Source organism: Gottfriedia sp. NPDC057948 (genome assembly GCF_042887255.1).
Lineage (GTDB): Bacteria > Bacillota > Bacilli > Bacillales > Bacillaceae_G > Gottfriedia.
This window is the reverse complement of sequence record NZ_JBHVPN010000008.1, coordinates 98,440-111,539: the sequence shown is the minus strand read 5'-3', so window position 1 is coordinate 111,539 and position 13,100 is coordinate 98,440. Positions and strand designations below refer to the sequence as shown.

12 protein-coding genes and 2 pseudogenes are annotated in these 13,100 nt (G+C 34.6%); all 14 read right to left on the bottom strand.

Annotation, left to right across the window (positions count from 1 at the left end):
- Positions 1–275: 275 nt before the first annotated feature.
- The gene (locus ACFVRR_RS14170) at positions 276–1,043 is read right to left on the bottom strand and encodes a reverse transcriptase domain-containing protein (protein ID WP_387329533.1); all 768 of its coding nucleotides are present in this window, start codon (positions 1,041–1,043) and stop codon (positions 276–278) included.
- Positions 1,009–1,686 carry a reverse transcriptase domain-containing protein gene (locus ACFVRR_RS14165; RefSeq protein WP_387329530.1) on the bottom strand — a complete coding sequence of 226 codons (678 nt, stop codon included), beginning with the start codon at positions 1,684–1,686 and terminating at the stop codon, positions 1,009–1,011. Before ACFVRR_RS14165 ends, ACFVRR_RS14170 begins: the two co-directional genes overlap by 35 nt.
- Before the next feature lie 887 nt (positions 1,687–2,573).
- Positions 2,574–2,834: pseudogene (locus ACFVRR_RS14160) on the bottom strand (DNA/RNA non-specific endonuclease); the annotation flags it as partial.
- Positions 2,835–2,997: 163 nt separating this feature from the next.
- Entirely contained in the window at positions 2,998–3,969 is a 972-nt protein-coding gene (locus ACFVRR_RS14155) for a 3-hydroxyacyl-CoA dehydrogenase NAD-binding domain-containing protein (protein WP_387329527.1), read from the bottom strand.
- A gap of 471 nt (positions 3,970–4,440) precedes the next feature.
- Complete coding sequence (locus tag ACFVRR_RS14150; protein ID WP_387329524.1) at positions 4,441–5,781, bottom strand: MFS transporter; 1,341 nt, start codon at positions 5,779–5,781, stop codon at positions 4,441–4,443.
- A gap of 4 nt (positions 5,782–5,785) precedes the next feature.
- Positions 5,786–6,427: a cysteine hydrolase family protein gene (locus ACFVRR_RS14145; RefSeq protein WP_387329521.1), complete on the bottom strand. Its 642-nt coding sequence runs from the start codon at positions 6,425–6,427 to the stop codon at positions 5,786–5,788.
- A gap of 196 nt (positions 6,428–6,623) precedes the next feature.
- Complete coding sequence (locus ACFVRR_RS14140) at positions 6,624–6,830, bottom strand: transcriptional regulator, SarA/Rot family (protein ID WP_387329518.1); 207 nt, start codon at positions 6,828–6,830, stop codon at positions 6,624–6,626.
- Positions 6,831–7,098: 268 nt separating this feature from the next.
- Positions 7,099–7,968, bottom strand: coding sequence for an alpha/beta fold hydrolase (locus ACFVRR_RS14135; RefSeq protein WP_387329515.1), 870 nt, complete (start codon positions 7,966–7,968; stop codon positions 7,099–7,101).
- A gap of 32 nt (positions 7,969–8,000) precedes the next feature.
- On the bottom strand, positions 8,001–8,498 hold the full coding sequence (locus ACFVRR_RS14130) for a DinB family protein (RefSeq protein ID WP_387329512.1): 498 nt from the start codon (positions 8,496–8,498) through the stop codon (positions 8,001–8,003).
- A 47-nt stretch (positions 8,499–8,545) separates the two neighbouring features.
- Positions 8,546–9,787 carry a beta-ketoacyl-ACP synthase II gene (gene fabF, locus ACFVRR_RS14125; RefSeq protein WP_387329509.1) on the bottom strand — a complete coding sequence of 414 codons (1,242 nt, stop codon included), beginning with the start codon at positions 9,785–9,787 and terminating at the stop codon, positions 8,546–8,548.
- Positions 9,788–9,827: 40 nt separating this feature from the next.
- Complete coding sequence (locus tag ACFVRR_RS14120) at positions 9,828–10,256, bottom strand: PaaI family thioesterase (RefSeq protein ID WP_387329506.1); 429 nt, start codon at positions 10,254–10,256, stop codon at positions 9,828–9,830.
- A gap of 171 nt (positions 10,257–10,427) precedes the next feature.
- Complete coding sequence (locus tag ACFVRR_RS14115; RefSeq protein ID WP_387329711.1) at positions 10,428–10,973, bottom strand: TetR/AcrR family transcriptional regulator; 546 nt, start codon at positions 10,971–10,973, stop codon at positions 10,428–10,430.
- Between the two features lie 251 nt (positions 10,974–11,224).
- Entirely contained in the window at positions 11,225–12,436 is a 1,212-nt protein-coding gene (locus tag ACFVRR_RS14110; RefSeq protein WP_387329503.1) for an MFS transporter, read from the bottom strand.
- Positions 12,437–12,698: 262 nt separating this feature from the next.
- Positions 12,699–13,055: pseudogene (locus ACFVRR_RS14105) on the bottom strand (class I SAM-dependent methyltransferase); the annotation flags it as partial.
- Between the last annotated feature and the right edge of the window lie 45 nt (positions 13,056–13,100).

Sequence of the window (13,100 nt, the reverse complement as noted above, 5' to 3'; positions counted from 1 at the left end):
TAGTCCTAAAGATACTAATCAAAAGAAAAAAGGAAACCAAAATAAAAATGGTATCTTTCAATAGAATTTCAAATCATCCCTTATTTAACTACCCTGCCATTATATTGAAAAAGGAACCTATAATCACGAGTCCAGAAATTACAAGTTCTGGACTTCATACTTCTTGTCTTTTTTTCACAAATATAAAGTAGGGAAATCTCTCACGAGACTTCCCCCTTATCAAACCGTACGTGCCCTATTAAGGCATACGGCTTACCCATATGTTGTAGTGTTTATCAAGAGGATGCATTCCAGGCATTTTGCATCTTTTGGAGACGAATAGGGTTGTAATATTCTTTTCCCTTTTCTCTTTCTCTTTTAATCCTTGTCTGTATGTTGCGTTTAGTTGTTTTCTTCATGTCATTTAGATATTGTTCTTTTGTGTAGCCCAAAACTTTATTTAAGTAAAGCCAATAAGATGGGATTAGGTTAGTCTTTAGAAAGAATGAGTTATTCCATAAACTATTCATTTTATCCCCTTTTCTTTGGGTTGGATGTTTATGAATAAAGGCTACTCGCAGTCGCCTTCTTATGTATCCATCTAGATTTCGAAGTCGATTTCTCGTCCATCTGGTAATACAATGACTTGTCTGACCTAGTTCTTCATTAGCCTTAATCGCTTTGATAATCGTCACATAATAATTGACTTTTCCACGTATAATTGGATTCACACGACTAACCCATTCTTCTTTACTCAGAGTTAATGTCTTTCGAGTCTTTTCTTTAATTTTCAATCGAAAGTCTTTGATTGATTCTTCCTTAGGTGTCACATGAAATATAGGTTTATTATCTTTCTTATTCGGTCTCCAATGATGAAATGTGAAACCTAGGAAATCGAAATCGTCCTTCTCAAAGTTGACTACTCTAGTTTTCTCTTTTGAAATCTCTAATCCTAATTCTTTCAACTTTTCTTTAGTTAAGGACGCTGCTTTTTCGATTGATTCTTTTGATTTCGCAAATAAAAGAAAATCATCTGCGTAACGAACGAAGCGAATACCATTCATTTGCTAGTAATGGTGAAATTACCCCACCTTGAGGAGTCCCGTAGTCAGAATGAATCAGTTTTCCTTCTTCCATGTGTCCAACCTTTAACCATTGTTCAATGAGACTAAGGACCGTTCGGTCCGAGACGTATTTCTTTAATATTCCGATTAGATTCTTATGTGGAATATTATCGAAGAAGCCTTTTATATCACAATCGTATATATGATTATATCCCTGTTCTATATTCCATAAAATTATTTGAAGGGCTCTTTGAACTCCTCGATTTGGTCGATATCCTACTGACCAATTATGAAACAGTAGATCCTCAAATTTTGGTTGTAACACATTTACTAAACTCTGTTGAACAATACGGTCTTGAATTGTCGGAATTCCCAATGGTCGTTTCTTTCCATTTTTCTTAGGTATGTATACTCTTTTGACTGGTTGTGCTTTGTAGGTCTTCGTTCTTAACTTTTCAAGTAGTGACAAAATATTTCCATTCAAGTTAGACTCATAACTTTCGATTGATTCTCCGTCAATACCACCTGTACCTTTATTCGCTTTTACTTGTTCAAAGCTTTGTGTTAATTTACGGTCGAATAATAATTGACCATAAACACTGTGTAATTTAAATTTCCACTCTTGATTCATTACATATTCCATGCCTTTCCTTGATGTTCATTCAAACGGTTTTACCTCAGTAACTTGATTGTTAACATTCCATCTCGTCCATGACTTGGAGCCATAGGTCGTTCCCCTTCCGTTCATTCGATGTTATGGTCATCGAACTACTTCCGTACTATGAGAACGTCTGACTTCTCCACCCGTTCTTCATCACTTCGGATTGCCCTTATAGATTAGAACCCTGCCTGTTCGGTAAGGTGGAGACCTCACGGGGTCATCGCATTTTCCTTCAAGACATACCCTGCACCATCACGTTATAAGCCACATTTTCTCGCTCTGACTTCTAAAGAAAATGCCGTTTTAGTGGGTTTCCTCACTTTTCGCAGAGTCACCAACTTATCCCGCCGCCGTGCTTCACACTTCTTGCATTAGGGTCTATCTTTTCGTCTACGGGTCTCTCGATTTACCGCATCTCCTTCAGACAATACCTCGCGATAATGCCCTAGATTAGACTTCTCGAGCTAGGTCAGTCTCCTCGAGTATGGATTTTCACCATCTGGAATTCATAATTTTATCCTTCATCCAGTCGTTACACCGAAGTGTCGTCTCTGTCTAAATAAAATAATTGAAGGGCGCTGACTAGGTCAGCACCCTATGCGACTGCCCGTCGCACAAAAAGACCGACAAATCGTCGATCCTTGTTATAGTATCTAAAGCACGCGTTAGCCATCCATGAATCCTCAGATTCACAACAGTGAATGGAAGTTTATATCGTACTCCCATGGTAGTTGAATAAGAGTCCATAAAATAACCATAGTAAAAAAGCTGTTACTCCAAATAAAAATACTCCAAACATCTTCATTACTATTTTCCGTTTTGTTTGCAGGTACATTGTCTGTCTTCGGTGGCGTACTGCTCGTACCTGTCGTTTTCCCTAAATTTTTGTTCACTTCATCTGGGTTTACATTGTCAAATTCATCTGTAATGGTTCTGCCCTGAATTTTGTATGTGAATTTATAATGGTTAGGAATTTGCGTCTTATTATTTGGATATTGAATCACCGCTACGAAATCTGTACAACCTCTTGCATCTCGAATCACTTTTTCCATATAGGCTTGATCTCCGTGCCTATTAAGAATGCTGTCTTGAGGTGTAATGTTATATGCGTTAGATACTCCCCCAAGTGAGATATGGTTATTGGATTGTTTTGTTATTTACTATTCAAATTGTTTCTTATTAAACTATTTGATGTAGGTTATCCATCATAATCCAAATTTCTAAAAATTCAAAAATCAAGGAGCCTAACATTTAATTAAGTGGACCCAATTGTTTTTTTACATATTTATCAATCTAATTTGTATTTCTATTTAATGAACGAAGGATACTTATTTGTCGTTGATCACGCTCTATTTCAAGATCATCGACCGATGTATCGCCAAAAGAAGAAATAGACAATTCGGATAATGATTGAGTCATAGCCTCATTTAAATGTGGCTTACCAAGATTATCCCAAAGTGAATGCATTCCTGGTCCTAGATGTTTTAGGAAAGCAGGGAATCCTCCTTTTCCACCCCCTAAATGGAAAGTCAAAAACGGTCCACCTGCTGCCCATCGAAGACCAATCGAGCTTGTTACAATTTCATCAAGATCCTTCATCGAAACAACGCCTTCTGACACTAAATAGATAGCCTCACGAAATAATGCTGATTGAAGACGATTAGCAACAAATCCAGCTATTTCTTTCTTCAATACAAGTGGATTCTTCCCTAACTCTTTATAAAAAGCAACAGCTTGCTCGACTGTCTTTTGTGCCGTATTGGTTCCAGGTACAACCTCAACGAGTGGGACAAGATGCGGCGGATTAAAAGGATGTCCAATCAACATTCGTTCAGGATGTACCATGTTTTTAGAAATATCACTCGCTTTTAACCCAGAAGAAGATGACAGTAATAAAGCATCCTTATTTACAAATTTTTCAATCTGAGTATATAACTCTTGTTTGAATTCAATACGTTCAGGGCCGTTTTCTTGTACCAATGCAGCACCATCCAATGCACGTTCAAGGTCCTTCTCAATAATAAGTCTGTCTGTAAGATCTTCCGTAGGGAGTCCAAGTTCACGTAACGTCGGGATAATCTGTACTATCCCCTTATGCACAACGTCCTCTAAATCAGGACGAACATCATACACTTTTACCTCCAATCCTTTCGCAAGAAAATATGCTGTCCATGATATACCAATTAGACCAGCTCCAATCACTGTTACTGGATTGAATTTACGAAGATTTTCTGGTAATTGAGGTGAGTTAGTTTGAGTGCTCATGCCAAGTCATTCCTTTCTTTTTAAGGGTCTATATATTTGAGAATGCTTTAAAAATAAATAGAATTTCCGTTGATACTATTTCTTACGTGTTTAAATTACCCCTGTATTCACATTTTATAAAAGGAAATCAAATCAGAAATTTTAAAGAAACATTTGTTTTTCATCAAAAATAACTTCAATAAAAAGGGGAAGATCCTAAGATCATCCTCTTTTTGTTGTTTAACTAATGCATGCGTAAGCCAACCATGAATCAAGAATTCACCACAATGAATGGAAGTTTAAAACGTACTTCCATAGTAGTTCAATAAAGAATTAATAATTATTTCCTAATCCAAGTAGATCACTTTATTTACCAGAAATATAATTAATAAGTTTTTTATATTTTTTGTTACAATTTTTTCTAAACTTTTTTGTAAGTGTAGGGGTAAACTTGGTATTTCGGTTCAATTTTCTTAGTCAGTCATTTTTATTTTAAATTTTAGAATTTGGAGTCGATTTTCTAATTGATTGTTTATATTTCCAATAAGTATATAACACGACAAATGCAGCAAGTAACAGTATATAAAGAAGATAAAAAATATGTTGAGAAGCAGTTATTAAATCTGTTTGATTTTGAAATTCAATTAATTGTCCACATAATGCCACTGCAAATGCCCCCCCCATGTATTGAAATAAAAGGGATAAGCCTATTCCCGAGCCAACTATTTCTTTCGGCAAAATGCCAGATACTTCATTAGTCAATGCCGATGTAACGGTAGATAATGCTGGCGCAAAACATAAATAAGCAATTGTCAAAACAATAGCTGATTCATGAATCCAAATAGAAATAATCAAGTTTGAAAGAAGCATTGAGCAAAAACCCAAAATTAAAAAAAGAAAATTTCCAAATTTATCAATCCAACCACCAATAAATCTTATTAAGATAGTTGATAGGGCTGCACCAGGAAAAATTAATAGTCCAACAGTTGCGGTAGACTTATGAAATCCATTCCCTAGAACCAAGGGCATTAGAAACAACATCGACATGTTTAAAGCAAAAGATATAAAACTTACGATAATTAGTTTTCGATATCCATGGTTTTGAAATAATTCTTTTTGAAGAAATGGATTTTTTACTTTTCTTAATTGCATGATTAATAATATCAAAAAAATTATTCCTAAACAGAAGAAAAGAATTGATAATTTTGATATTGAAATTAACAATGAAGCTGTTGTTAAGATAACCAGTATCGCACCAATAAAATCAAAATTTAATTTGTAAGAATCCTCTTTTGGAAGTAACATCCACAATACTATGCTTAACGGTAACACAAGGGTAGTTACGATAAAAAGCATCTGCCAACCTAAATAAGCAGTAATCATACCACCAACGATTGGCCCTAATCCAAAACCAAGTGCTGCAGACGAACCAAGAATTGTAAGTGATTTTCCCCTACGTTCTAATGGAACATAGCGACTTGCTAATACTGCACCTAAAACAGGTACTGCACCTGCACCGCATGATTGCAAAAGACGAGCAATTAATACAAATTCAAAAGTGTTTGAGAAAAACCCTAATATAGAAGATACTCCTAAGATAGAAAGACCAAAAGTCAACAAATACCTTATTGGTATAAAATCTGAAAGCCGACTATAAATAACTGTTGCGAGAGCAAAACCAATTGAGTATCCAGAAAGTATCCATGAAGCATTATTAGCTGAGATGTTGAGGTCGGTTATTAATTCAGGAATTGAAACGTTAAACATTGTAGTGTTCATCACAATTAGAAAACTACCAATCGACCATACAGGAATTATTATATTATCTCTCATTTGACTACCCTTGGTTGATAAGATTAAGTTCATCTTTACTTAAAATCGTATGTGCAAAAGTTCGACCATTTAACTCGTGAGCTGCATGCATCATTTCTTTGCTAAATGCTGCCGTTGCATCTTTTACTAAAATAAAATGGTAACCAATTTCTATTCCAAAACGTGCAGTCGATTCAATACATGTATTTGCTAACATACCAATTACAATAATTTTATTAATACCATGCCTCCTAGACTGGTAATCCAGGTCAGTATTTTCAAATCCACTTTGAGCCCATTGTTCTTTAATGATAATATCACCTTCTTGAGATTGAAAATCGTCATGAAATGCTCCACCCCATGTATCTTTTTCAAAAGTTATTGCCCTGACAGAGTTTATTAGATTTGAGTTTGGGTGACTCCATTTACTATAATTTCCTGGCACCCAACTATGATGTGGTACATAAAAAATTTGAATACCTACTTGTCGAGCTTTCTCTATTATTTCTTTTAAGTGATTTAGTAGGTATACTTCCTCTAAAACTTCTTTAGCATACGGATAAAGTTTCCCATCAAAGGCTATAAAATCATTATAAGGTTCAACTAAAAGAACTATCGTTATCTTATGATTGTATTTTTCTATGTTTGTATCAAATAGCTGAAACACACTCCTTTTAAATTTTAAATAAAAGATCCTTATTATTATTCTAAATAATCTATTTATTCTTATTATTTTTTAATGGTTTGAAATTGTAAGTGATAATTGTATTAGCAGTTTTAGGTGTTTACTGAAGTTCTTTTTAATGTCTAGCAAACCTTAAGTGTTTATTAACTATTATCCATTGAAGCGCGTTCAAAACTTTCTAGTTCTCTTCTGTTTTACAAAACTTAGCAAAGATTGAAACTGAAACATCTTGCAAGTCATTCTGTAATGAGGCTCCTTTTGGAGTTATACCTATTTCAATTTTTCTTTCATCTGCAAATGAGCGTTTACAATATACTAAATCTGTAGATTCAAGCCTTTTTAATAAAGATGTCAACGTTGCAGAATTAAGAAAAAATCTTTCCACCTAGTTCATTGACCGTACAAACTTTATTCTCCCAAAGAATAAACAAGTCAATATATTGTGGATATGTGATATTGAACTTATTAAGGATTATTATATATAATCGTGTAATTTCAAGTGAAGCTGCATATAAATTAAAACAAAGCATATCTTCAAATTTCATTTCTTCTTGTATCGACATTATCGTGGAGTATTATTTCTATGAAAAAAGATGACATTGTTAAGTCATCTTTTTCATAATTATCCGATGTTAAAATATTAATTCAATTTGTTATTTAAGATCTTTATTAAGAAAAATATTTACATGTTCTGCAAACAACTCCGGGTATTGAAATAAGAAACCATGGCCGGAATCCGGATAAATAATCAGTTGAGCATTCGGAATTCGTTGAGATATGATATAAGAATTAACGGTAGGGATCATGATATCGCGATTTCCGTTGGCCACGAGCACGGGCTGCTTGATTTCTCCCAGTCGGTCGAAGGTTGAATTCGTTCCCCATGCCCCGGCACCTTTGATTTGGGCTTGCACCGATTCCGGTTTTACAAGCGGCGCTCTTGATTCTTTTCTTCTGGCAAGACGCTCTAAATATGCTAAGCCTGCCGCTTTGCTCGTCTCGCTTTGCTCAAAGAACAAGTATAAGAAATCCTCGGGATCGTTAACTGGCTTGAACGCAACTTGAAATACTTCAGGTTTTCCGGATTCCGTGCCTTCTCCGGTTCCTCCCCCCGTACCTGCCAAAATCACGCGACGGACCAAATCCGGATGCTCTAACGCCACGATTTGAGCAATGTAACCGCCCATTGAAAATCCCAACAAGTCGACTTGTTTAAGTCCTAACGCTCGAATGAAAGCATATGCGTATTTCGCCGTTCCAAAGAACGACTCCGGTGTCTCTCCCGATGACAATCCTATGCCCGCGCTATCGAACAGAATAACCGTTCGTTCATTTGCCAGTGCATTGATGAGAGCAGGATCCCAATCGTCTATCGTGCCTCTGAAACGTTGGCAGAAAACGAGCGGAACATCCGATGGTCCACCGAAAGTCCGATAAGCGAACCGAATGCCATCCGCTTCTATATAAGATGTTTCTACAGTTTCTGCAGTGAAAGTATTTAAATTTTGTTCTAAATTTTTCATTTTATATCATCCTCATAGTTTTATTTATTTATTTATTTATTAATCTCTGTGTTTGTTTTTAAACGTTGAATCTCCCTTAATATATAGGTTGTAGTCGTTGAATGTTGTACTTCATGTATTGTTACAAACGCTAAAATATCCCCAATTGTTACAAACGAAGTATCACGAATCAAAAATGGATCTTTCAACTTCTCATCTAATTTACCCATAAAGGTTGAATTTATATCGTCTAATTGTATTTTTAGTAGTTGAACCAATTCAACTTTTGAAGGTGGATATAAAGTCCAGTCCGAAGGTTTTGTTCCGCCCTTAAAAAGTTCAACGAATCCATCAGGTAGCCTTGATGATCCCGTAATTCGTTTGAAAAGCATGCTATCCGTGATTGCCATGAAATGACCTATATTCCATCTGATTGTGTTATTAAACTGAATCGGCTGTATATCATAATACTCTTCTGACAAAGACTCAAATTTTCGGATATTATTTAAACGTACATAGTTTGCAGTTTTTAATGTGGTATTTGAGCTCATGATAGCCCTCCTTATTTTTGTATTTTATATAATAGAAAGAGCTATATTTATAAACTATCATTGAATTTCTTAAATACTAAAACTGCATTATGTCCACCGAATCCGAATCCATTTGAAATCGCATAGTTTACTTCGGCATGAACTGGATGGTTTGGAACATAATCTAGATCACATTCTTCATCTGGATATTCATAGTTAATTGTAGGTGGAATTGTATTTTCCAAAATACTTTTAAGGGTGATGATTGCTTCAATTCCTCCAGCAGCTCCAAATAAGTGCCCTGTCATAGATTTAGTTGAACTTACTTTCAGTTTATATGCATGGTCTCCAAATACACTCTTAATTGCTTTCGTTTCAGATTTGTCACCTTCAGGTGTGCTCGTGCCATGAGCATTGATGTAATCGACATCTATTGGTTGGATCTGTGCCATATTCAATGCGAGTTTCATTGCTCGTTCTGCTCCATGAAAGTCAGGGGAAGTAATATGATAGGCATCAGTTGTTGATCCATAACCAATGATTTCACCTAAAATAGTTGCCCTTCTTTTTTTAGCATGCTCATATTCCTCAAGTAACAAAATACCTGCTCCTTCTGACATAACAAAACCATCTCTTTGCTTGTCAAATGGTCTGCTGGCAGTTTCGGGTGAATCATTATTAGTTGACATCGCTTTCATCCTAGAGAAACCAGCATAAGCTAAAGGACTGATGGAAGCTTCAGATCCTCCTGCCAATATTGCGTCAGAATATCCGTGCTTAATGTTAAGAAAGGCTTCTCCAATTGCATGATTGCCAGTGGCACAGGCAGATACAGGTGAAAAACTTGTTCCTTTGAAACCTGTTTTGATTGAAACGATTCCTACAGCCATATTACTAATCATCATTGGTGCCATGAAAGGAGATACTTTTCTTGCTCCTTTTTCTAAAAGCATTTTATGATTTTCTAGTACAGTGTCTAATCCACCAATTCCTGAGCCAATAAAAACTCCTAATCGATTTGGATCTGTTTTTTCGAGGTCTAGTCCTGCTTGATCTAATGCTTGTTTGACTGCAATATACGCATATTGAACAAATTTATCGTATTTACCTAACTCTTTTTTATCAAAATATTCTTCTGGAAAAAGTTTTTCGATATGGCCACCAATTTTTGTACTTATATTTTCATAGCCCTCGAACTCAACCTTTTTAATGCCAGATTTTGAAGCCTTTATATTTTTCCATAATGTGTCCACATCATTACCTAATGGTGATACTACACCATAACCAGTTATTACAACCCTGCGATTCATAAAGAACCTCCTTGAGCAAATTCTAGAGATTTTGCCATTGCTATCTATTTTTTGCACTTTCACCTTTAAGCGTCATGCATGTTGAACTTGCTTTCGCAATCAATGACTCTTTTTCATCATATATTGAGCAATCAATAAAACCGATGTTGCTTCCTTTTTTGACTACTACCGCATGGGCTTTTAAAGTTGTCTGCCATATAGGTTTTAAATAATTTATTTTTAATTCAACAGTCGTAAAGGATTCACTTTCATTTAATAAGGTAGCATACGCAACCCTCATTTCCGCATCCGCCAGGTCACAAAGTATGCCACCATGAACGGTTCCCATCGGATTGAAATGGTCTTCCTTTGTCTCAAGTTGAAATACAGTCTCTCCTCTATTAATCTTGATTGGATAAAAGCCGATTAATTTTGCAACAGGAGGAACAGAAATTTCCTTCTGTGAATTTAATTTAATGGTATTCTTCATTAAAATTCCCCTTTCAGTATTAAAATTATTTAAATACATAAACCTAAAATGAAAATAAAGAATAGATCATAGCAAAGTCACAAATTACTATGCAACTCACCTCTCTAAAAACAATTAACAAAAAGAACCGAATGGTCTGTTTTTTGTTTCAAAAAAATATGGAAATCGCAATTAGAAAAGAATTTCTATTAATTGCATATTTACCATATCTAAATAATTTTTATCTTTGTATAAACGACTAAGGGCTAATGCTCCTTCTAATGAAGACAGTATGAAAACGGCCATCTTTTCTGGATCTATGTCACTTCCAATTTCATTTCGATTCTTTCCATGAATGATAATCGTTTTAATAAGTTTGATTAAGTCAGTAAATCCTTCTTTTATTGTATCCTCGAATTCAATAGTTGAATCATCAGCTTCTATTGCTGCATTCATCAACGGGCATCCACCTATGACAATTTCATCTTGAGACAAAGTATTAAAAACGCTAATAAATGCTTTAAATTGATCATAAGCAGAATCTTTTGATGCAACTGCTTCTTTATAATATTCTTTAAGGGTATTTAAAGAATGAGTAAACGAAGCTTCGGCCAAAGTATCTTTATTTTCAAAATGATTATAAATACCACCCTTTTTTAAACCAGTGGCTGTCATTATATCAGAGATAGAGGTCGATTTATATCCATGTTTATTGAATAATGTAGATGATTTATCAATGATGTATTTTTTAGTTCGTTCACCTTTATTAATGTTACTTACCTCCTTATTCTAAAAAAGAACAACTGGTCTTTTTTTATTAAAACATATTATTATAAGTATTGTCAATCTAACATCAACGTATTAATCCAATTTTCCCTAATAATAATCATGTTAAAAAGAGCAATCTATCCTATCGTAGCGGAAACTTAAATAGTTAAAGGAGATTGGAAAATTCTATTGCTATTCCTTCTCCTATCCCAATAGCCCCTCTAGTAATGATTTGTCTGAACTGCCAATATTTCTTCCTTTTCGTTCTCTTTTACAAAACTAGTAATGATTAAGGTACCAAGAAAAATGCATGAAGCAAGGATGTACGCACTTTGAATTCCACCAAATTTTTCAATAACCGCTCCTGCTAAGGATGGACCTATTAATTGGCCAATCGAATAGAATACTGACACAAAGCCTAAGACGGCTGGGACTAGAGATGGACTTACTCGTTCGGCTGCCATAGATTGGATAAGTACCAAAAATCCTCCGAGTGAAAACGGAAATAAGATGGAAGCTGCTACAAAAGCAATAAGATGATGATTTAAGACAGGTAGAATTCCTGCAATCATGCAAAAGATCGATGCAATTTGTAAGGAATTTTTTCTTCCTATACGATCAGAAATCATTCCAAAAACTGGACTTCCTACAATGATAGATAACCCAGATAACGCAAATACATTTCCTGCAATTTTTTCACTGAAGCCTGAATCAATCATAAATGATGATTGGAAAAGTACTGGGATTAGGTAGCCCACTCCTACCAAGAAATAAATAATTCCAATTCGAATAATTTTTACATTTTTATATACCTTGCTAATTGATTGATTTTGATTGTTTTTCGTATTCGTTTTGTTTTCTCCCTCTTTTAGTACGAACAATGATAAAATTGTAACGATAAAGGAGATAATACCGAAAATCGTCCAAATTTCCCTCCACCCTAAAGATGGAAAGTAATCACTTAGATTGGTCGTTATTATTCCACTTAAAAGCATCCCTGAACCTACACCACTCAATAAAATCCCAAGAACAAGCCCTTTTTTATTGGCAAACTGAGTAACCATTAGGGACATAAGTGGTGCAAATACTAATGAACTTCCTGCTCCAAGTAGAAACATGATTAGCATGACAAAATAATATGATTTTGCAAATGAAAGAAGGAACAGACAAACTGTAACTAAAAATCCTCCGGCTAATACAATTTTCTTTATCCCGAACTTTTGGGCCAAAACGCCAATAAGTGTTGAGATGACCAAAAATCCAAGTGAAATGATCGTAGCTAAAAATCCTGCCTGAGCGTAGTTGATAGCTAAATCTTCTTGCATAGAAGGCATTAATACACCATAGGCTAATCTTGCAAATCCTGATGTCGCAATGACCAACAAGTAACCTGCTATTAGTTGAGAAAACATTGAACTTTTTTTACTCGTCATTATATCACCCTCCAATAAAAAACCGTTTGGTCTGTTTTCAACCAAAAAAAATATTTAAATCCAATTCTGTACTATAAAACATCTGATTTTAAAACATCGCTCCTTCCTCAATCTTATTCAATTCATTCCAAGAAAAGAACAATCGGTCTGTTATAATTTAACTACTTATTCGATAATAAGTCAATAAACTTTTAAGTATGTAAGATAAAGTTCTTGAATATAAAAATAAGGAAAAATATTCCTTATTTTTATTTTAATACCATAATATTTTATAGATTGTAGCTGGATGGTCTTTAGGTCCAGGTCCTCCTACTTTCACTAAATTTTGATAGGTTTCGTCTTGAAAAAACGCATCAGGAACACCAAAATGAATATAACCTGAAGGATTTAAAAATTTATAACATACTTTAGCTACATCCACACCTTCTTCATAGGTAAGATGCTCCCATACATGTTCAGCTAAAATAGCTGAGATAGAATTATTATCAAATATACTTTCCCAAGTAATCTCATCTAATATGTTAAGTTCATCTTCTTGTGTTTGAATCCATCCAGGATTATTGTTAAACGCTCCTGCACCTACTACTACTTTAATTTCATCTTGTTTTGTAACCAACACTTTCACCTCATAACAAATTTATTTCATTTAATATTTTCTTTGTTT